We start from the raw sequence: 20,405 nt of genomic DNA, 5'->3' as shown, positions 1-20,405 counted from the left end.
CCGGTGGTGTGCCTTGCCGCCCCCCAGCGGCGTAAAGCCAGCTTAAGGACCGCCCCCGCCCCGTCTCGTCATCCGCCAGTACGACCCCTCCCCGAGCCGTAGTACGGAGGTACCCCTAAGGGCTCTCCTCCGACAGGCTGAACGCTTCTCAGGGTTGCCTCCTCCCGACGGCCCACTCAGCCTCCACCCTCCCGCCGCGTCAGGGTCAAGCCGCGAAATCCCGGTGCCCCGGGAGCGGTCACCGCATACCGTTCCGGCATGCCGACCCTGGAACGCCTCCGCGCGGAGCACGCGCCCGCACTGCTGGCCTTCGAGCACGACAACCGCGCCTACTTCGCCCGCTCGGTACCGGACCGGGGGGACGCGTACTTCACGCCGTCCGGCTTCGCCGCCCGCCACGCCTCGCTCCTGGCCGAACAGGAGGCGGGCGCCTGCCACTTCCATGTCGTCCTGGACGAGGACGGGAGTGTCGTCGGCCGGGTGAACCTGATCGACGTCGTGGACGGCTCGGCCGAACTCGGCTACCGCGTGGGGGAACGTGCGGCGGGCCGCGGCGTGGCGACGGCAGCGGTGGCCCAGGTCTGCCGCCTGGCGGCGCGGCCGTACGGCCTCACGACGTTGACCGCGGTCACCACGTCGGACAATCTCGCGTCGATGACCGTCCTCACCCGCAACGGCTTCACGCGCGTGCGGGACATCACGCTCGACGGCCGCCCCGGGGGGAGCTACGTCCGCCGGCACCTCCCGCCCGGCGACGGGCGCGGACACTGACGCAGGCACTGACACAGACACACGGCAAAAGCCCGGGTTGACGCGGGTAACACCTCCCGTTCGACCCACGGACGGCCCGGACATCACATACCGACCGATCAGTTTGGCCAAAACGCGGCGCAGGACCGTACGCGCGAGTAACGTGCGTGGCTCGCTCTCCCCACCCCCCAACTCCCTGCCGTCCCCACACGGACCGAGCCTGCAAGGAGCACGGGATGTCCTACGACCCGTATCCATCACCACGGGACCCCTCCCCGTGGGACCCCGCCCCATGGGATCCGCCGACGCCCCCGCACCGGAACCCGTATCCCCCCACTCCGAACCGCGACGCGTACGTCCCCTCCCGCCCCACCTACCCGTGGCAGCCCGCTCCCCCGGCCCCGCCCCCACCGCGGCGGGCGGCGCCCCGGGCCCCGCTCGGGCACCACAGTGACCTGCGTATCCTGCGCAGCGCCTACCGCTGGCAGCGACGCATGGCGACACTCACCGCGCTCGGGTACTTCACCGTCTTCCTGATCCTGTCCGCGTACGCGCCGTCGTTCATGACCGGCACCGTCACCGACGGAGTGCCCACCGGCCTGCTGCTCGCCGTGCTCCAGGTACCCGTGACCTGGCTGGCGATCGCGATGTACGAAGGCACCGCACGCCGCCGTGTCGACCCCCTCGCGGATCTCATCCGCAGGCAGGCCGCGCTGGACGCCGGGCGAGAGGAGGCGCGATGACCGCCATGAGCCCGGAGTTCACCGGGAACGCGCAGGCCATGGCGCTCGTCGGCTTCTGCGCCGTCGTCACCGTCACGCTGCTGCTGTGCGTGATGACCGGCCCCGACCGTGACGACCTCGACGAGTTCTACACCGGCTACGGCTCCCTGTCCTCCCTGCGCAACGGCCTGGCGATCGCCGGTGACTACATCTCCGCGGCGACCGTCCTCGGCACCGGCGGGGTCATCGCCCTGTTCGGGTACGACGGCATCGTCCTCGCGCTGAGCACCGCCCTGTCGTTGATGCTGCTGATGTTCCTGCTGGCCGAACCGCTGCGCAACGCGGGCCGGTTCACCATGGGCGACGCCCTGACCCGGCGGATGCCGCAGGGACGCGCGATACGCGTCACCGCCTGCGCCGTCACCCTCGCCGCACTGCTGCCCATGATGCTGGTGCAACTCGCCGGCACCGGGCAGTTGATGGCGTTCCTCCTGGGCTTCTCCGGCGAGTCGCTGCAGACGGGCTGCATCGTCGGAGTGGGTGCCCTGATGATCGGCTACGCGGCGATCGGCGGCATGAAGGGCACCGCCCTCATCCAGATCATGAAGATCGTGATGCTGCTCGGCTCCGGCATCGTCGTCGCCGCCCTCATCCTGCACCGGTTCGACTGGAACCCGGGCGCCCTGTTCGACGCGGCCGCCGACAACAGCGGTGTGGGCTCCGCCTTCCTCGCCTCCGGCCTCCAGTTCAGCGGCGGCGTCAGCCCCGGCCTGGACATGATCACCTCGCATCTGACGGTCGTCCTCGGCGGCGCCTGCCTCCCCCACGTCACCATGCGCATGTACACCGCCTCCAGCGCCCGCCAGATACGCCGCTCCATGTCCTGGGCGGTGTCGAGCGTCGCCCTCTTCGTCCTCGTCATCACCGTCGTCGGCTTCGGCGCGACCGCGCTGATCGGACGGGAAGCGATCGCGCAGGCCGACCCGCAGGGCAACACCACCTATCTGCTCGGCTCCCAGGCCGCGTTCGGCGCCGAGGTGACCACGGCGGAGACCTTCCTGTTCACCACCGTCACCACGGCGATCTTCCTCACCGTCCTCGCCTCCGTCGCCGGCATGATCCTCGCTTGCGCCAACTCCCTCGCCCACGACGTCTTCGCGGCCCGTGTCCAGGAGATGTCACCGCGCCGCGAGATGACCCTCGCCCGTCTCTCCGCGCTCGCGGTGGGCGTCCCCACGATCCTGCTCGCCACCCTGGTGCAGCACCACAGCCTGCAACCCCTGGTCACCCTGTCGCTCTGCCTCGGCGCGTCCGCCATCGCGCCCGCCCTCGTCTACAGCCTCTTCTGGCGTCGCTACACCCGGGCCGGCCTGCTCAGCACCCTCATCGGCGGCGCGCTCGCCGTGCTGCTGCTGATGCCGGGCACCAACCTCGTCTCCGGCTCCCCCGTGTCCGCGTTCCCCGACGCCGACTTCAACTGGTTCCCCTTCACCACGACCAGCCTGCTGTCCGTCCCCATCGGCTTCGCCTGCGGCTGGCTCGGCACGCTGGCCTCCGGCCGGGCCGAGTCGGAGCGACAGCGGCACCAGTACGAGGCGGTGGAGGGGCTGATCCTCGCCGGAGCGGCACGCCGGAAGCGCTGAACCGCACCACCGGCCGTGGCTGTCGAAGGCGGTGGAAGGCAGCGGGAAGAGCCCGCCCGCCCCCACCCCCGCACACAGTCGAGCCGGGCCCGGTCGTCACATCCGACCGGGCCCGGCTCCCACCTGTTCGCCGCCCTCAGCGGCGAGGGGTCACAGCAGGCCGTCCCACATCTGCTCCAGCAGGACCGACCACCAGCTGTCCGGCGAACCGAGAGCCGCCGGGTCCAGCGCCGCCAGTTGCACCTGGAAGTCGACGGTCCAGCGGCCCGCCTGCTCCGGGTTCAGCCCGAACCGCAGCCGCCACATCCGCCCCAGCAACGCCAGGCAGCGCGCGAACTCCGGCAGACCGGTGTTCACGAACTGCGGCGGTACGGGCGCACCGCCCGGCCCCGCCTCCACCGGCACCGCGACGATGTTCGCCGTGCCGTACTGCACACAGATCGCCTTGCCGAAGTCGCTGCCCATCACCAGGTACGAACCCGCGTCCGAGGCCGGCTGCACGCCCCGCTCCACGGCCAGTTCCGCCAGCGTGGGCACCGGACGACCCGGTTGGGCCTGCGCCCAGAAGAACGGGCCCATGTCCAGCGGCAGTCCGGCCACCACCAGTGTGTGCGCCACCATCGGCGGCACCCCCTGCCGGGACACCGCGGCCTGCTCGAACCGGAACACACCCGGCCCGAACGCCCCCGCCAGTTCCTGCCCGATGGCCTCCGGCGGAACCGGCGGCGCCGGCGGAACCGGCGTCAACGGCGCACGCACCGGCGCCGGCCGGGCAGGACCGTCCGCCACCTGATGCAACTCGCCCTGATGCGCCAGCAGTTGCTGCATGCCCTGCTGCCGGCTCGCGTGATCCGTGCCGTACGGGGCGATGTTCGTGATCCGCGCCTGCGGCCACTGCTCCCGGATCATCCGGGCACAGTACGCACCCGGCAGTTCACACGACTCCAACTCCGTGTGCAGCTCCAGCACCTGGTCCGGCGGCACATTCATCGCACGCAGCTCGTGGAAGATCTGCCACTCCGGGTGCGGCGTGCCCGGCGCCGAACGCCGGATCAGCTGCTGCTCGGAACCGTCCTGCGCGCGGTAGCGCAGCACCGCCTGATAGCCGGGGCCGACCGTCGGCTGTCCGACGGGCTGCGGCGGACAGCCGTACGCCGGAGGCACCGCACCGGGCACGCCGCCGGGAACGCCGGGGGGCACGGGAGGCGGCGGCGTCCCGGGGACACCGGGCGGCGACGGAGGCGCGCCGGGGCCGCCGGCCGGAGGACCGGCCAGCACGGTCTCGGCGTGGTGCACGGGACCACGCCCTCCCGCGCCGCCCGGAGCACTCGGAGCACCCGGGGGCTGCGGCGCACCGGGGACACCGGGCGGCGGCGGAGGCGCACCGGGGCCGCCGGACCCCGGCCGACCGGGGTCCGCGAACATCGTCGCGGCGTGGTGCACCCCGCCGGGCGGCGTACCAGCGGACACGGGCGGCGCCCCGGGCGGAGGCGGAGTACCGGGCGGCGGCGTCGGGGTGCCGGGCGGCGGCGTCGGGGTGCCGGCCGGCGGCCGACCGGTCGGGGCACCTCCCGGCCCCTGCGGGCCCTCGAAACCGCTGAGTCCGTCGGACCCCGGCGGCGACATCATCTGCGTCGGTACGTACCCGCCCGCCGGACCACCCGGCGTGCCGGGGCCCGCCGGGGGCGCGGACGGCGGCGGAGGCGTGGCCCCCGCCCGCCCGCCCGGCGTACCCGGGGCACCCGGCGGAGGCGGCGTCGTCGGGCCCGAGCCACGACGCGGCGGCGGCGCCTTGCTGGTCGCGGCATCGGCGATGTCCCCGGCGCTCGGCGGAACCTGCGCGTTCGGAGGCTGGAGCGCCGGGCTCACCGCCGTCGGCGGCAGCCGGCTGCCGCCCGACATCAGCGCCGTCTGCGCGTCCGGCGCCGCCGGCGGCGGCGTGTCGTCGTCGGACCGGCTCAGCGGCGGAGCGAACACGGTCTCCGGCAGCGGCACGGAACGGTCCTCGCCGGTATCGGCGTTCGTATCCGTACCGGCCCACGGCGTCGCCCCGGCCGGCTCACCCTCCGCACCGGAACCGGTACCGGCCCCGGCGGCCCCCTCCCGGGAGTCACCCCCACCGGCAGCAGGCCAGACGGCACCGGAGGAACCGGCCCCCGGGCCCGCCGCCGCGGCAGCACCACCGGCGGTACCGGCCGCGCCGCCCGACGTCTCCCCCCGACGATCCGGAATCCCCAGCCGGTCCGCGGCCTCCTGCAACCACTCCGGCGGACTCAACAGGAACGACGTCTGATTCAGATCCACCCGCGCCGCGGGCGCCGGCTCCGGCACCGCCTCCGCACGGCCGTACTCCTCCTCGTACCGGCGGATCACCTCACCCACCGCCAGCGCGGGCCACAACGTCGCCTCACCACTGTCCCGGGCGATCACCAGCCGCTGCGCGCCGCCGTCCGAACGCGGCCCGTCCGAACGGTCCTCCGCCCACACCACGAACCCGAGACCGAACTCCCGCACCCGCACCTCGCGGTGCTGATACGACGGCACATCCCCGTTGATCCACTCTTCCGCACGCTCCTGCGCCTGCGCGAACGTCACCATCGCCAGACCTCACTCCCCCGCGGAGGAAACCGGAACGACCTGCGCGAAGCCGCCGTCCACCATCAGATTCGCCACCGTCTCCAACTCGGGCGGCGACCCCGCCAACCGTGCCAGAAACGCGTCGAAGTCGTCCCCGCACGGCAGCAGCAGCCGCTCCACCCGCTCCGCCGGCGTCCACGACGGATCCACGTCCCGCGCGTCGTCGTACGCGCAGAACCACACCGAACCCACCCGGTCGCCCTTCACCTTCACCGCCAGCAGACCGCCCTGGACGAAAGCGACCCCCAGGTAGTCCTTGGTGAGGTGATCACGCAGACACTTGTTGACATACACCAGGTCATTGACCGCGGCCTCGTCCCGCACCGTGAAGAACGGCTGGTCGACCAGCAGCCCCAGCTCCGCGTCCAACGCCGTCCCCACCGGGGCACAACCACCCGCCACCTTCAGGAACGACCGGTACGCGCCCGGCAGCCGGTACCCGAGGTCCTCCTCGGCCTCCAGCACCTGCGCCTCGGTCACCGCGAGCCCCGACTTCGGCAGCCCGAAATGCGCCGGACGCGTCTCCTGCAACGGCCGCGTCCCCCGCTTGTCCTGGTCCACGCCCGACGTCGCCACACCACCGTGGTGCCGCAGCAACGCCTTCACCTCGACCGGCACCAGCTCCAGCCGCCGCGACGCCACCGCGTGATGCCACGTCCAGCCGTGCGGCGTCGCCACCGCCGGCACCGTGTCCCACAGCTCATGACCGGTCGCCGCCAGCGCCGCGTTCGCCGACACGTAGTCCGTCAGCCGCAACTCGTCGACACCGAAACCCTCCGGAGGCTCCGCGATCTCCGCGGCCGCACGCGCGTACGGCGAGAAATCGGGGTAACCACGCTCGTCCACCCGCACCCCTCGCGGGTGACGGGCCGCCCGCACCGGATCCGGGAAGTGCACGACCTGCCCGGCATAGGCCGCATTCGGCGGCACGGTTTTTCCCCCAGCCTGGCGGCCGGGAGGTGCCCCCAGCCCGAGCCGACCTGTCGTCATGGCGGTTGCCCCCTGCGGCACTCTGTACGACCCGCACCGACCACCCTCGGGCCGTTACGGAACGTATTCGACTGTCACGTCTGTTTCGACTGCTTACCGCCGCTCCCCCGCCGGTGCCCCGCACGCCCTCCGCACGGATCACCGCAGGAATCGCGGTGCCGACAGCCTATGCGGTACGACGGCACCGGTCACCGGGCACCGGCCGCCCACCCCTTCGGTTCCGTGACCAACCGTCACCCTCCCGTGACAGTCGGCCCAAACCTGGGCGTGTCACCTCGCCCCAGCTTCCCCATCAGCCACGCCATTTGGCACGCTGTGACCTTCCGGGGGATGCGCGGGAGGAAAAAACGATCATGAATATGACGCAAACAGGGACCCACCGGGGAACCCACACGGGTCGACCCGGCGCCCCCCGCACCGGCGACCCCCGCGTCGGCTGGAGCGCCGCCGACGCCGCCCACACCCCCCTCCTCCACCACCGCCGCGACGGCATCCTGCCCACCATCGCCGCCGCCCTCTCCATCCGCGGCGCCACCCTCACCGGGACCGCCGCCCGCGGCGACACACCCCCCGACCTGCACCCCCTCGTCCAGGACTTCCTCGACACCCTCACCAGCAGCCAACGCGACCGCTTCACCGGGCGCTGCGCCGAAACCATCCTCATCTCCCGGCACATCACCGCCGCCGACAACGCCCGCAGCAAACGCGCCGCACGCAAACCCATGACCAACGGCGAAGCGCGCAAAGCGCTCAAACAAGCCAAACTCACCGCCCGCCACATCCGCGAGGACGGCGACCCCCTCCACGGAGGCTTCGCCGCCCCCTGCCGCGCCTGCACCGCCCTCACCGCCCACTTCGGCGTCCGCGTCGTCGACCCCGGATGACCCCGCCCCCCACCCACCCCCGGCACCGACCGGCCACCACTACCACGACGACGAACGAACGGCAGATGCACACCGACCGCACCCCCACCCCCGACCACCCGGCCCCACCCGAGCCAGGGGGAAACCCACCGCGCTTCCCCGCCCCCGTCGACGCCGCCCTGCGCACCGCCGGCTGGAAACCAGGCCGCTGGGACATCAAACAAGCCGAAATCTGGGCCGACACCCTGCGCGACCACACCTCACCCGCCGGACACCGCCACGCCGTCCTCCCCTCCGCCGTCGAAGTCTGGGCCGAATTCGGCGGCCTCCACATCACCCCCACCGGCACCGGCCGCCAACTCGCCCCCGCCACCCTCCACCTCGACCCCCTGCACGGCCTCCACATGGCCCGCACCCTCGGCGACCTCGGCCGCGCCCTCGACACCGACGTCTGCCCCGTCGGCGCCGAAACCGACACCCACACCCTCGTCGCCGTCGACACCCAGGGCCGCGTCTACGCCCTCGACCACACCGGCGACTGGTACCTCGGCCACCACATCGACCAGGCCCTCACCGCCCTCGTCACCGGCACCCAGCCCGCCCGCCTCACCGTCGGCTGACCACGCCTCCGGGCCCACGGGCCCGGCCCACGGGCCCACCCCCGGCTACGACGCCGGAATCACCGCCGACACCCGGAAACCCCCCGCATCCGTCGGCCCCGACACAAACACCCCACCCAGCGCCGACACCCGCTCCTTCATCCCCACCAGACCGTTCCCACCCGACGGCAACCGCGCCGACGCCCCCGCCTCCGGCGGCGGATCGTTCTCCACCTGCATCGCGATCTCCGACACCCGATGCGCGAGCCGCACATACGTCTTCGCCCCCGGCGCATGCTTGTGGACGTTCGTCAACGCCTCCTGCACCACCCGATACGCCGTCGACTCCACCTCCCCCGCATACGACCGGCCCTCACCCTCCACCGACAGATCCACCACCACCCCCGCAGCCGCCGACTGCTCCACCAACTCGCCGATCTCCGCCAGCCTCGGCCCCTCGCCCCCCGCACCCCGAGCCTCGTCCACCGCCCGCGACGCGGCCGCAGCCGCCGCCACCCCCACCGCCACCAACGGCACCGCCTCCCCCGCGCCCCGGCCCCCGCCGTCCCCACCGGACCGCAGCACCCCGAGCATCTCCCGCAACTCCGTCAACGCCTGCCGGCCCATGTCCCCCACCAGCACGGCGTTCTTCACCGCCTTCTCCGGGTCCTTCCGCGCCACCGCCTGCAACGCCGCCGCATGCACCACCATCAGACTCACCCGGTGCGCGACCACGTCATGCATCTCCCGCGCGATCCGCGTCCGCTCCTCGTTACGCGCCCACTCGGCCCGCTCCTCGGCCCGCTCCGCCAACAACTGGAGCTCCCGCTCCAGACTGTCCGCCCGCTCCCGCAGACTCTCCATCAACCGCCGCCGCGCCCCCACATACAGCCCCAGCAGCACCGGCGGCGCGGTCAGCCCCAGCGACGTCGTGATCGACGCGAACGGAACGAACCAGTCCCCCAGGGTCAGCTCCCCGCGCGCCATGTCCTGCCGCACCCGCACGAACGTCACGATGAGCGTCCCCACCAGCGACATCCCCGCCAGCGAGCCGATGATCCGGCGCGGCAACTCCGACGCGGCCAGCGTGTACAGGCCGACCAGCCCCATCAGAAAGCCCATCTGGGCCGGCGTGATGGCGATCACCACCAGCACCACGGCGATCGGCCAGCGGCGCCGCACCACCAGCACGGAACCCGCCAGCAGGCCGAAGAGCACCCCCGCGGCCGCCGGGATCCCCGCGTCCCGCGCGAACGGGATCCCCTCCAGCCCGCACTCCAGCGCGGACACCGCCGCAAGGCTCACATCCAGCGCGGCACTCCGCCGCCTGCCCCACCACCACGGCCCTCCGCCGGCCGCCACATGGTCTTCCCCCGTCGTGGTCATGCCCTCCACCCTACGGGCGCACGGTGCCGGTTTTCCGGGCAGTTTCCCCGACCGAACTCCATCACGATCCGTGACCGTTCGGATGCGATACGAGCCGAAATCACTCGAACTACTGAATCGCACATCGTTCGACCCCGGAAGCCCGAATTCCGCCCGGACAGTACGCATATGGCACACGAACCAGGCAAATACGCTGACTTCGAGGGACTGCGGGAGCGGGCGGTGGCGCTGCGGCGGGCGGGACTGAGCCGACGCCAGATCCGCGACCGACTCCACGTCGACAACAACGACATCCTCAACCGCCTCCTGGAGGGCGAGCCGGCCCCGGAGTGGACGAAGCGCCCGAACGCGAAGGACGGCCTACGGGACAAGGCGAGGGAACTCCGGCTCCAGGGCTGGACGTACGACCAGATCCAGGTCGAGCTGGGCTGCTCCAAGAGTTCGATCTCGCTGTGGGTCAGGGACCTGCCGAAGCCGGAGCGACGTGACCCCACGGAACAGGCGAAGCTGGCGGCTCGGAAGAGGTGGGAACACACGCTGGCGATCCGCGACGCGGAGCGCGAAGAAACCAAGGCGGCGGCACGCCAGGAGATCGGCTCCCTCACCGAGCGAGAGCTGTTCCTTCTCGGCGTTGGCCTCTACTGGGCAGAGGGTGCGAAGGACAAGGCATACAGCCGCCGCGAGTTCGTCCTCTTCGTCAACAGCGACCCAGGCATGATCACGGTGTTCATGGCATGGCTCGACCTGCTCAAGGTCGAGCCTGAGCGCCTGCGCTTCCGCGTGATGATCCACGAGTCCGCCGACGTGGAGGGCGCGGAACACCACTGGGCTGCCCTCGTAGGCGTGGACAGCTCCCGTTTCGGCAAAACCACGCTGAAAAGACACAACCCGAAGACAGTCCGCAAGAACGTCGGGGAGCACTATCGGGGCTGCCTCGTCATCGGCGTCACCCAGAGCGCCGACCTGTACCGGCGGATCGAGGGGTGGTGGAACGGAATCGTTCTTGGCACCCTGCCAGGCTCCGGTAAGGTCTGATGCAGCAATCCGCCGTAGTGTAATTGGCAGCACGGCACCCTTTGGAGGTGTTTCGGTCTAGGTTCGAGTCCTAGCGGCGGAGCTGTTCACCCGGGCCCTGACACCACTGTCAGGGCCCGCACTCATACCCCCCTCGAACACCCCCGGTATCCTGCGGTTGTCACCCCCGCCCCCATACAGCCGAAGGGCATCCTTGTGAGCGCCAACCGCCCGGCAGCCGTCGTCGTACTCGCAGCGGGTGAGGGCACCCGTATGAAGTCGGCCACTCCGAAGGTCCTGCACGACATCTGCGGCCGTTCCCTGGTGGGCCATGTGCTCGCCGCCGCCGGTGAGCTGAAGCCGGAGAACCTGGTCGTCGTCGTGGGCCACGCCCGCGAGCAGGTGACCGCGCACCTCGCCGAGGTCTCCCCCGACGTCCGCACCGCCGTGCAGGCGGAGCAGAACGGCACCGGGCACGCCGTGCGGATGGGGCTGGAGGAGCTGGGCGGCGCCGTCGAGGGGACCGTGGTCGTGGTCTGCGGGGACACGCCCCTGCTGACCGCCGGGACGCTTCGGGAGCTCGCCGCCACGCACTCCGCCGACGGCAACGCGGTGACCGTGCTGACGGCCGAGGTGCCGGATGCGACCGGGTACGGCCGGATCGTGCGGGACGACACCGGTGCCGTGACGGCGATCGTGGAGCACAAGGACGCCACCGACGTGCAGCGGGCGATCCGGGAGATCAACTCCGGGGTGTTCGCGTTCGACGGGCGGCTGCTGGCGGACGCGCTGGGGAAGGTGCGGACGGACAACAGCCAGGGTGAGGAGTACCTGACCGATGTGCTGGGCATCCTGCGTGAGGCCGGGCACCGGGTGGGCGCGTCGGTGGCGGGTGATCACCGGGAGATCGCGGGGATCAACAATCGTGTGCAGCTCGCCGAGGCGCGACGGATCCTCAATGACCGGTTGCTGACGGAGGCCATGCTGGCCGGGGTGACGGTGGTCGATCCGGCGACGACGTGGGTGGATGTGACGGTCTCGTTCGAGCAGGACGTGATCGTGCATCCGGGGACGCAGTTGCACGGTGCGACGCATCTCGCCGAGGGCTCTGAGGTGGGCCCGAACGCGCGGTTGACGGACACGCGGGTGGGGGCCGGCGCGCGGGTGGACAACACGGTGTCGGCGGGTGCCGAGATCGGGCCGGAGGCGACCGTCGGGCCGTATGCGTATCTGCGTCCGGGGACGCGGCTCGGGCGCAAGGGCAAGATCGGTACGTACGTGGAGACGAAGAACGCGTCGATCGGTGAGGGGACGAAGGTTCCGCATCTGTCGTATGTGGGGGATGCCACGATCGGCGAGTTCTCGAACATCGGTGCGGCGAGTGTGTTCGTGAACTACGACGGACAGGACAAACATCACACGACGGTCGGGTCGCACTGCAAGACGGGGTCGGACAACATGTTTGTGGCACCTGTCACCGTCGGGGACGGCGCTTACACGGCTGCCGGCTCCGTGATCACGAAGGATGTGCCGCCCGGTTCACTGGCTGTGGCCCGTGGCCAGCAGCGGAACATCGAGGGGTGGGTGGCTCGTAAGCGTCCGGGGAGTGCTTCCGCGAAGGCGGCGGAGGCGGCTTCGCGGGGGGCGGCCGAGGAGGACTGACCGGAAAGCGGCGCGACCGATTCGGCGTACCGTGATAAATGCACATCTACACCCCACCTGCCGAGACGGCTCCTCGTGTACGGACCGAGAAGCCGCTCGTGACCGAGCCGCGTACCCCCTCGCCATCCGCGAGTCCCCGCGATACCTGCGAAACCTCTGAGGAGAAAGTGCTGTGACCGGGATCAAGACGACCGGCCAGAAGAAGATGATGTTCTTCTCCGGCCGCGCCCACCCCGAGCTTGCCGAGGACGTCGCCCGCCAGCTGGGGGTCGAGGTTGTCCCGACGAAGGCCTTCGACTTCGCCAATGGCGAGATCTACGTGCGGTACGAGGAGTCGGCCCGTGGTGCCGACTGCTTCCTGATCCAGAGCCACACGGCACCGATCAACAAGTGGATCATGGAGCAGTTGATCATGATCGACGCGTTGAAGCGTGCGTCGGCCAGGTCCATCACGGTCATCGTGCCGTTCTACGGTTACGCGCGGCAGGACAAGAAGCACCGGGGCCGTGAACCGATCTCGGCGCGTCTGATCGCGGACATGATGAAGACGGCGGGTGCGACCCGGGTGCTGACGGTGGATCTGCACACGGATCAGATCCAGGGCTTCTTCGACGGTCCCGTCGACCACCTCTTCGCGTTGCCGCTGCTCGCGGACTACGTGGGGACGAAGGTGGACCGGGAGAAGCTGACCGTGGTCTCGCCGGACGCGGGCCGGGTGCGGGTGGCGGACCGCTGGTGCGACCGGCTGGGCGCGCCGCTGGCGATCGTGCACAAGCGGCGGGACAAGGATGTGGCGAACCAGGTCACGGTCCACGAGGTGGTCGGTGAGGTGAAGGGCCGCGTGTGTGTCCTGGTGGACGACATGATCGACACGGGTGGCACGATCTGTGCGGCGGCGGACGCGTTGTTCGCGCACGGTGCGGAGGACGTCATCGTGACGGCGACGCACGGTGTGCTGTCGGGTCCGGCGGCGGACCGGCTGAAGAACTCGCGGGTGAGTGAGTTCGTGTTCACGGACACGCTGCCGACTCCGCACGAGCTGAGTGCCGACCTGGACAAGATCAAGGTGCTGTCGATCGCGCCGACGATCGCGAGTGCGGTGCGTGAGGTGTTCGAGGACGGTTCGGTGACGAGCCTGTTCGACGAGCAGTAAGGGTTCTGCAGCCCGGTCCCCCTGGTGGCCCGGGTGATCGTTTTGGGTGCGGCCTCCCTGGCCGAGTAGACTGCTGCAGTTGCTCGGCGAGGGAGGCCGTACCGCTTCTGAGGAGCGGGGTACGGCGGTCCGTAATCGACGTGCTCTTCGTAGCAGGCCGTTCGTGGCCGGGTGACCACGTCCGTAACTGACTTCGAGGAGTGATGAGCATGGCCGATGTGAAGCTGCACGCCGAGACCCGTACCGAGTTCGGCAAGGGTGCCGCGCGTCGTGTCCGTCGTGACAACAAGGTCCCGGGTGTGGTGTACGAGCACGGTCTCGAGCCGCTGCACCTGACGTTCCCGGGCCACGAGCTGCTGCTGGCGCTGCGTACGCCGAACGTGCTGATCGATCTGGTCATCGACGGTGAGGGCAGCCAGCTGGCGATCCCGAAGGCGGTGCAGCGTGACCCGCTGCGCGGTGACCTGGTGCACGTGGACCTGCTGAAGGTGAAGCGGGGCGAGCGGGTCACCGTCGAGATCCCCGTGAACGCCGAGGGCGAACTGGCCCCGGGCGGCAACCTGCTGGAGCACGTCCTCTCCGCGCTGCCGGTCGAGGCGGAGGCCACGAACATTCCGGACAACGTGACCGTCTCGGTGCAGGGTCTGGCGGCCGGCGCCGCGATCCTCGCCAAGGACCTGGTGCTGCCGGAGGGTGTGAAGCTGGCGGTCGAGGAGGACACCGTCGTGCTGCAGGTGCTGGCCGCGCAGGCCGAGGAAGCCGCGGAGGGCGAGGAAGAGGCCGCCGAGGCCTGATCGTCCTCGCGGGCTTCGTCGCCCGCGGAGGCTTCGTATTCTTCGAGGCGCGTCGGCCGCTGTTCCCGTGCGGGGACAGCGGCCGACGCGCATTCAGGACGCGGATGCGCGGATGTGTGAATACGTGAATACGTGCATGAGGGAGACACGGACGTGACGACCGAGGACGCGGCGGCACCCTGGCTGATCGCGGGGCTGGGCAATCCGGGGCCGGAGTACGCGATGAACCGGCACAACGTGGGGTTCATGGTGGCGGACCTGCTGGCGGAGCGGGTCGGGGGCCGGTTCAAGCGGGCCGGGAAGGCCCAGGCGCAGGTGGTGGAGGGGCGGATCGGGCCGCCGGGTCCGGCGAGCCGACGGGTGATCGTGGCGAAGCCGATGTCGTTCATGAACCTGTCGGGCGGTCCGGTGAACGCGCTGCGGGAGTTCTACAAGGTGCCGGTGGCCCATGTGGTGGCGGTCCACGACGAGCTGGACATCGACTACGGGACGCTGCGGCTGAAGCTGGGCGGCGGGGACAACGGTCACAACGGGTTGAAGTCGATGACGAAGGCGTTCGGGCGGGAGTACCACCGGGCGCGGTTCGGGATCGGGCGTCCGCCGGGGCGGATGCAGGTGGCGGACTACGTGCTGCGGGACTTCTCGTCGGCGGAGCGCAAGGAGCTGGACTACTTCGTGGACCGGGCGGCGGACGCGGTGGAGTGTCTGGTGATCGAGGGGCTGGAGCGGGCGCAGGGCACCTACAACTCGTGAGCCGGATCAGGCGCCTCACGCCCGGCCGAGGTTGACCGACCGTACAGGCATGGCCAAGGATCTCGGCCATGCCTTCTGCCGTCCCCTCCCGTCGAGGCTCCTCCCGGCGTGCCTCCCGGCGTGCCTCCGCCGCGCTGCGGCTGTGCCGGCTCGCGGTGATGGGCACGGTCACCGTGCTGATCCTGATCGCGGGTGTGTGGGCGTCGTGGGGGACGGCGCAGTACGTGATGCTGACGAAGGGCCGGGAGCGGGGCACGGTCACCGTGACCTCGTGCGGCGCGGGGACCTGCGAGGGGGCGTACACGCCGTTGTCGCCGGGGTCGCAGCCGCGGGCCGAGGTCGTGCTGGAGGACACGGCGGCGGTGGCGGAGGGGCGGACGTACACGGTGGTGGTGAAGCCGGACGGGACCGAGGTGGTGCGTTCGGGTCCGGCGGGGGTGCTCTACGCGTGGGTTCCGCTGGGCGGGGCGCTGATGCTGGCGTCGGTGGTGGTGGCGGGCGGGTTGCTGCGGACGCGGCCGGCGTGGGTGATGGGGTTGTCGGGCGTGGCGCTGGCGACGGCGGCGTTCCTGGTGATGTGAACACCGGCCCGTGCGCGATCCGGTGCACGGCACACGACGGTGCCCCGAGCCGGTGTGCGGCTCGGGGCACCGTCGTGTGCCGCGGGGGTCAGCCGGTGTTGCGCAGGCCGGCGGCGACTCCGTTGACGGTGAGCAGGAGGGCTCGGGCGAGCAGGGGGTCGGGCTCCGTGCCGGCGGTGGCGGCGTCGCGCTGGCGCTTGAGCAGGGCCACCTGAAGGTAGGAGATGGGGTCGAGGTAGGCGTCGCGGATGGCGAAGGTCTGCTTGAGCACCGGTTCGGCGTCCAGGAGTTCACTCTCACCGGTGACGCGGAGCACCTCGGCGACGGTGAGTTCGTGTTCGGCGCGGATGGTGTCGAAGACGTGCTTGAGGTGGTCGGGGACGAGGGTGTCGACGTAGTGCCGGGCGATGCGCAGGTCGGTCTTGGCGAGGGTCATCTCGACGTTGGAGATGAAGTTGCGGAAGAAGTGCCACTGCTCGTGCATCTCGTCGAGCACCGTGTCCAGGCCGCTCTCGCGCAGGGCCTTCAGACCGGAGCCCACGCCGTACCAGCCGGGGACGATCTGCCGGGACTGGGTCCAGCCGAACACCCAGGGGATGGCGCGCAGGCCGTCCAGTCCGGCGCCGGAGTCGGGGCGGCGCGACGGACGCGATCCCAGGTGCAGGTCGGCGAGCTGGTCCACCGGCGTGGAGGCGAAGAAGTAGGCGGGCAGGTCGGGGTCCTCGACGAGCCGGCGGTAGGCGGTGTGGGCGGCGTCGCTGACGACGTCCATGGCGGCGTCCCAGCGGGCGAGCGCGTCGCCGGACTGGCGGGGAGCGGTGTGCAGGGCGGACGCCTGGAGGGTGGCGGCGACGGTCAGTTCCAGGTTCTCCCGGGCGAGCGAGGGGATGAGGTACTTGTCGGAGATGACCTCGCCCTGTTCGGTGACCTTGATCTCGCCCTCGAGGGTGCCCCAGGGCTGGGCGAGGATGGCGTCGTGGGTGGGGCCGCCGCCGCGGCCGACGGTGCCGCCGCGGCCGTGGAAGAGGCGCAGGCGGACGCCGTAGCGGTGGGCGACGTCGCGCAGTCGGCGCTGGGCGCGGTGGATCTCCCACTGGCTGGTGGTGATGCCGCCGAACTTGGAGGAGTCGGAGTAGCCGAGCATGACCTCCTGGACGTCGCCCCTGAGCGCGACCAGGCGCCGGTAGGACGGGTCGGCGAGCATGTCCTCGAGGATGGTGTCGGCGGCCTTCAGCTCGTCGGTGGTTTCGAGGAGCGGGACGATGCCGATCTTCGCCCAGCCGGCGTGCAGGTCGATGAGTCCGGCCTCGCGGGCGAGGACGGTGGCGGCGAAGACGTCGTCGGCGCCCTGGCACATGGAGATGATGTAGGACTCGATGACCTCGGGGCCGAAGATCTCCAGGGCCCGCTTGACGGTCTGGAAGACGCCGAGGGTCTTCTCGCCGGCCGCGTCGACGGGCGCGGGGACGGGGGCGAGGGGGCGGCGCGAGCGCAGTTCCTTGGCGAGGAGCTTGGTGCGGTAGTCGCGGGGCATGTCGGCGTAGCGCCAGGATTCCTCGCCGAGCCGGTCGAACAGCTGGCCGAGGGCGTGGTGGTGGGCGTCGGCGTGCTCGCGTACGTCCATGGTGGCGAGCTGGAGGCCGAAGGCGGCGAGGGTGCGGATGGTGCGGGCGAGCCGGCCGTCGGCAAAGAGGCCGCCGCGGTGTTCGCGCAGTGAGGCCTGGACGATCCGCAGGTCGGTGAGGAGGTCGCCGGTGCCGAGGTAGTCGCGGCCGGGCTGGTGGGGGGTGTCCTTGGCGAGGCGCTGCTTGGTGTTCTCGAGCTTCTGCCGGATGCAGGTGGCCTTGAGCCGGTAGGGCTCCTCGGCATTGAGGCGCTTGTAGCGGGGGCTGATCTCGGGGAGGGCGTCGAGGTCGGCCTTCAGCGAGGCCAGCAGTTCCTCGGTGGCTCCGGCGTAGCGGATGGAGTTGGAGAGGAATCCGCGGAGTTCGTCGATCATCTCCAGGGCGTCGTTGATGCCGTGTTCGTGCTGGAGGATGAGGACGTCCCAGGTCACCTGGGGGGTGACGTTGGGGTTGCCGTCCCGGTCGCCGCCGATCCAGGTGCCGAAGGTGAGGGGGCGGGTGTCGTCGGGGAGCTTGACGCCGACGCGTTCGAGTTCCGCGGTGAGGTCCTCGAGGACGTCGCCGACGGCGCCGGCGTGGAGTTCGTCGAGGTAGTAGATGGCGTTGCGGGCCTCGTCGGCGGGTTCGGGGCGGACCACGCGCAGTTCGTCGGTCTGCCAGACGAGGTCGATGTTCTCGGCGAGGCGGATGTCGAGGCGGCGCCGGTCGGAGGCGATGACGGGGGTGTCGAGGAGGGCGGCGATGCGGCGCAGCTTGTTGAGGACGGAGCGGCGTGCGGCCTCGGTGGGGTGGGCGGTGAAGACGGGGCGGACGTTGAGGTGCCGCACGGTTTCCCGCAGGTGCTCGGGGTCGGCGTCCTTGAGGCGGTCGGCGGTGCGGGCGAGCAGTCCGCCCTCGGTGGCGCGTCGGGCGCGCAGTTCGCGGCCGCGGTGGACCTGTTCGGTGACGTTGGCCAGGTGGAAGTAGGTGGAGAAGGCGCGGACCAGCTTGGCGGCGGTTTCGAGTTCGGTGCCGCGCAGCAGTTCGGCTGCGGCCTCGCCGTCCTCGCGGGTGAGGCGGCGGACCTTTTCGACGAGGTCGAGGAGTTCGGGGCCGTCCTGGCGGACGAGGGTTTCTCCGAGGAGATCACCCAATCGGCGGATGTCGGCCCGCAGTTCGCTACTCGTGGTCGCCGTGGACACGTTCTGGTCGTCGGCACTGCTCACAGGTGCGGCTCCTTGCAGTGTTGAAGCTGGTCTGGAGGAATCCCGGACGGCCTCTCGGGCGGCTGGTGCCGCATACGGGCCGGGCATCCGGGAAGGAATCAGAGCGGACCGCGCTGTCCGACCGGCTTCCAGGATAGGTCTCGGCCGGGGCGCGCAGGCTCGTGGGCTCGTGCCGCCGGGCCGCGCACTGCCATACTTACGTTGCCGTAGGTTACGGGACCGTAGGGAGTGTCGCGTGGTTCCGCTGCCCGGCATCACCCTCAACCCTCATACCTCACAGGGGACACGCATGACCTCAGGCCCCGATGTCATCGACGAAGCCTCCAAGAGGCCCGCGCCCGACTCCGACACCGCCGCCGTCCCGTCCGCCACGCTGGGTGGCGAGCGCAAGCGTTCCATCGAGCAGATCACTCTGCTGCTCTTCATCATCGTGCCGTTCCTGGCACTGCTGGCGGCGGTGCCGCTGGGGTGGGGCTGGGGGGTGAGCTGGCTGGATCTCGGGCTGCTGGTGTTCTTCTACTTCCTCGGCTGCCACGGCATCACCATCGGTTTCCACCGTCACTTCACGCACGGTTCGTTCAAGGCGAAGCGGCCGTTGAAGATCGCGCTGGCGGTGGCGGGGTCGATGGCGGTCGAGGGGCCGCTGGTGCGCTGGGTGGCGGACCACCGCAAGCACCACAAGTTCTCGGACGCGGAGGGCGACCCGCATTCGCCGTGGCGGTACGGGGAGTCGGTGCCGGCGTTGCTGAAGGGGCTGTGGTGGGCTCATCTCGGCTGGATGTTCGACGAGGAGCAGACCCCGCAGGACAAGTACGCACCGGATCTGATCAAGGACCCGACGCTGCGTGCGATCTCCCGCCAGTTCATCCTGTGGACGGCGTTGTCGCTGGCGCTGCCGGCGCTGATCGGCGGTCTGGTGACGATGTCGTGGTGGGGCGCGTTCACCGGCTTCTTCTGGGGGTCACTCGTTCGGGTGGCTTTGTTGCACCATGTGACGTGGTCGATCAACTCGATCTGTCACGCGGTGGGCAAGCGGCCCTTCAAGTCGCGGGACCGTTCGGGCAACGTGTGGTGGCTGGCGGTCCTGTCCTGCGGTGAGTCCTGGCACAACCTGCACCACGCCGACCCCACGTCAGCGCGGCACGGGGTGGAGCGGGGGCAGCTGGACTCCTCGGCCCGGCTGATCCGCTGGTTCGAGCAGTTGGGCTGGGCGTACGACGTGCGGTGGCCGTCACGCTCGCGTATCGATTCGCGCCGTAACCGCCGTGATACCGGGGAGGGCGGCTCCCGGCGCGGGCGGGAGACGGCTGAGGCGGCATGATGGTCGCTGTGGCGACCGACTCCAGCAACACCTCGAGCAACGACAAGCCGCGGCGGACGCGCCGCACCCGGATGACCGGTGCGGAGCGCCGTCAGCAGCTGCTGGAGATCGGCCGTACGTTGTTCGCCGCGAAGGGTTTCGAGGCCACGTCGGTGGAGGAGATCGCGGCGAAGGCCGGGGTGTCCAAACCGGTGGTGTACGAGCACTTCGGCGGCAAGGAGGGCCTGTACGCGGTGGTGGTGGACCGCGAGATGCGGCGCCTGCTGGACATGGTGACGAGTTCGCTGACCGCGGGGCATCCGCGGGAGCTGTGCGAGCAGGCGGCGTTCGCACTGCTGGACTACATCGAGGAGTACACGGACGGTTTCCGCATCCTGGTCCGCGACTCCCCGATCCCGCAGTCGACGGGGTCCTTCGCCTCCCTCATCTCGGACATCGCCACCCAGGTGGAGGACATCCTGGGCCGCGAGTTCAAGAGCCGCGGCTTCGATCCCAAGCTGGCTCCGCTGTACGCGCAGGCGCTGGTGGGGATGGTCGCGCTGACCGGCCAGTGGTGGCTGGACGTCCGCAAGCCGAAGAAGGCGGAGGTGGCCGCGCACCTGGTGAACCTGGCCTGGCACGGCCTGGACGGCCTGGAGCCGAAGCCGCGGCTGATCGGACACCGCAAGAACTGAATCCCCGGTCCGGGCACGTGGCATCGTGTGCCC

General features: G+C 70.8%; 17 protein-coding genes and 1 tRNA gene. 14 read left to right on the top strand and 4 right to left on the bottom strand.

Features of this window, described 5'->3' with window-relative positions:
* The first annotated feature begins 258 nt into the window (after window positions 1-258).
* From JL475_RS16845 to JL475_RS16835, 3 genes are all read left to right on the top strand, one after another.
* On the top strand, window positions 259-771 hold the full coding sequence (locus JL475_RS16845; protein ID WP_202278522.1) for a GNAT family N-acetyltransferase: 513 nt from the start codon (window positions 259-261) through the stop codon (window positions 769-771).
* Between the two features lie 215 nt (window positions 772-986).
* Entirely contained in the window at window positions 987-1,493 is a 507-nt protein-coding gene (locus JL475_RS16840; protein ID WP_202278521.1) for a DUF485 domain-containing protein, read from the top strand.
* 5 nt (window positions 1,494-1,498) lie between these two features.
* On the top strand, window positions 1,499-3,115 hold the full coding sequence (locus JL475_RS16835) for a cation acetate symporter (protein ID WP_202278537.1): 1,617 nt from the start codon (window positions 1,499-1,501) through the stop codon (window positions 3,113-3,115).
* A 150-nt stretch (window positions 3,116-3,265) separates the two neighbouring features.
* Here JL475_RS16835 and JL475_RS16830 read toward each other — a convergent pair whose 3' ends face one another.
* Window positions 3,266-5,713: an SUKH-4 family immunity protein gene (locus tag JL475_RS16830; RefSeq protein WP_202278520.1), complete on the bottom strand. Its 2,448-nt coding sequence runs from the start codon at window positions 5,711-5,713 to the stop codon at window positions 3,266-3,268.
* 9 nt (window positions 5,714-5,722) lie between these two features.
* On the bottom strand, window positions 5,723-6,742 hold the full coding sequence (locus JL475_RS16825) for an SMI1/KNR4 family protein (protein ID WP_202278519.1): 1,020 nt from the start codon (window positions 6,740-6,742) through the stop codon (window positions 5,723-5,725).
* 353 nt (window positions 6,743-7,095) lie between these two features.
* Here JL475_RS16825 and JL475_RS16820 point away from each other — a divergent pair, with 353 nt between their 5' ends.
* Both JL475_RS16820 and JL475_RS16815 read left to right on the top strand, forming a co-directional pair.
* On the top strand, window positions 7,096-7,626 hold the full coding sequence (locus JL475_RS16820; RefSeq protein ID WP_202278518.1) for a YwqJ-related putative deaminase: 531 nt from the start codon (window positions 7,096-7,098) through the stop codon (window positions 7,624-7,626).
* 65 nt (window positions 7,627-7,691) lie between these two features.
* Entirely contained in the window at window positions 7,692-8,225 is a 534-nt protein-coding gene (locus JL475_RS16815) for an SUKH-3 domain-containing protein (protein ID WP_202278517.1), read from the top strand.
* A 45-nt stretch (window positions 8,226-8,270) separates the two neighbouring features.
* Here the strand turns inward: JL475_RS16815 and JL475_RS16810 are convergent, their stop codons facing one another.
* Window positions 8,271-9,590, bottom strand: coding sequence for a sensor histidine kinase (locus tag JL475_RS16810; RefSeq protein ID WP_202278536.1), 1,320 nt, complete (start codon window positions 9,588-9,590; stop codon window positions 8,271-8,273).
* A 168-nt stretch (window positions 9,591-9,758) separates the two neighbouring features.
* Between JL475_RS16810 and JL475_RS16805 the strand changes: the two genes are divergently transcribed.
* The 7 genes from JL475_RS16805 (at window position 9,759) to JL475_RS16775 (ending at window position 15,547) form a co-directional block, all read left to right on the top strand.
* Window positions 9,759-10,625: a hypothetical protein gene (locus JL475_RS16805; RefSeq protein ID WP_202278516.1), complete on the top strand. Its 867-nt coding sequence runs from the start codon at window positions 9,759-9,761 to the stop codon at window positions 10,623-10,625.
* Window positions 10,626-10,633: 8 nt separating this feature from the next.
* Window positions 10,634-10,707: transfer RNA gene (locus JL475_RS16800), tRNA-Gln, on the top strand.
* A gap of 113 nt (window positions 10,708-10,820) precedes the next feature.
* The gene (glmU, locus tag JL475_RS16795; protein ID WP_202278515.1) at window positions 10,821-12,266 is read left to right on the top strand and encodes a bifunctional UDP-N-acetylglucosamine diphosphorylase/glucosamine-1-phosphate N-acetyltransferase GlmU; all 1,446 of its coding nucleotides are present in this window, start codon (window positions 10,821-10,823) and stop codon (window positions 12,264-12,266) included.
* A gap of 172 nt (window positions 12,267-12,438) precedes the next feature.
* Window positions 12,439-13,419 carry a ribose-phosphate diphosphokinase gene (locus tag JL475_RS16790; protein WP_202278514.1) on the top strand — a complete coding sequence of 327 codons (981 nt, stop codon included), beginning with the start codon at window positions 12,439-12,441 and terminating at the stop codon, window positions 13,417-13,419.
* A 209-nt stretch (window positions 13,420-13,628) separates the two neighbouring features.
* Complete coding sequence (locus JL475_RS16785; protein WP_202278513.1) at window positions 13,629-14,213, top strand: 50S ribosomal protein L25/general stress protein Ctc; 585 nt, start codon at window positions 13,629-13,631, stop codon at window positions 14,211-14,213.
* A gap of 153 nt (window positions 14,214-14,366) precedes the next feature.
* The gene (pth, locus tag JL475_RS16780) at window positions 14,367-14,966 is read left to right on the top strand and encodes an aminoacyl-tRNA hydrolase (RefSeq protein ID WP_307825066.1); all 600 of its coding nucleotides are present in this window, start codon (window positions 14,367-14,369) and stop codon (window positions 14,964-14,966) included.
* A gap of 68 nt (window positions 14,967-15,034) precedes the next feature.
* The gene (locus JL475_RS16775) at window positions 15,035-15,547 is read left to right on the top strand and encodes a hypothetical protein (RefSeq protein WP_202278511.1); all 513 of its coding nucleotides are present in this window, start codon (window positions 15,035-15,037) and stop codon (window positions 15,545-15,547) included.
* Between the two features lie 88 nt (window positions 15,548-15,635).
* Here the strand turns inward: JL475_RS16775 and ppc are convergent, their stop codons facing one another.
* Entirely contained in the window at window positions 15,636-18,377 is a 2,742-nt protein-coding gene (gene ppc / locus JL475_RS16770; protein ID WP_202278510.1) for a phosphoenolpyruvate carboxylase, read from the bottom strand.
* Window positions 18,378-18,666: 289 nt separating this feature from the next.
* On the opposite strand from ppc, the gene JL475_RS16765 reads away from it, so the two are divergent.
* Both JL475_RS16765 and JL475_RS16760 read left to right on the top strand, forming a co-directional pair.
* Entirely contained in the window at window positions 18,667-19,698 is a 1,032-nt protein-coding gene (locus tag JL475_RS16765; protein WP_202278509.1) for a fatty acid desaturase, read from the top strand.
* The gene (locus tag JL475_RS16760; RefSeq protein ID WP_202278508.1) at window positions 19,695-20,372 is read left to right on the top strand and encodes a TetR/AcrR family transcriptional regulator; all 678 of its coding nucleotides are present in this window, start codon (window positions 19,695-19,697) and stop codon (window positions 20,370-20,372) included. The genes JL475_RS16765 and JL475_RS16760 overlap by 4 nt, the downstream gene beginning before the upstream one ends.
* Window positions 20,373-20,405: the final 33 nt, after the last annotated feature.

This window comes from Streptomyces sp. M2CJ-2 (assembly GCF_016757295.1).
Classification (GTDB): Bacteria; Actinomycetota; Actinomycetes; order Streptomycetales; family Streptomycetaceae; genus Streptomyces.
This window is presented reverse-complemented; position numbering and strand designations above follow the sequence as displayed.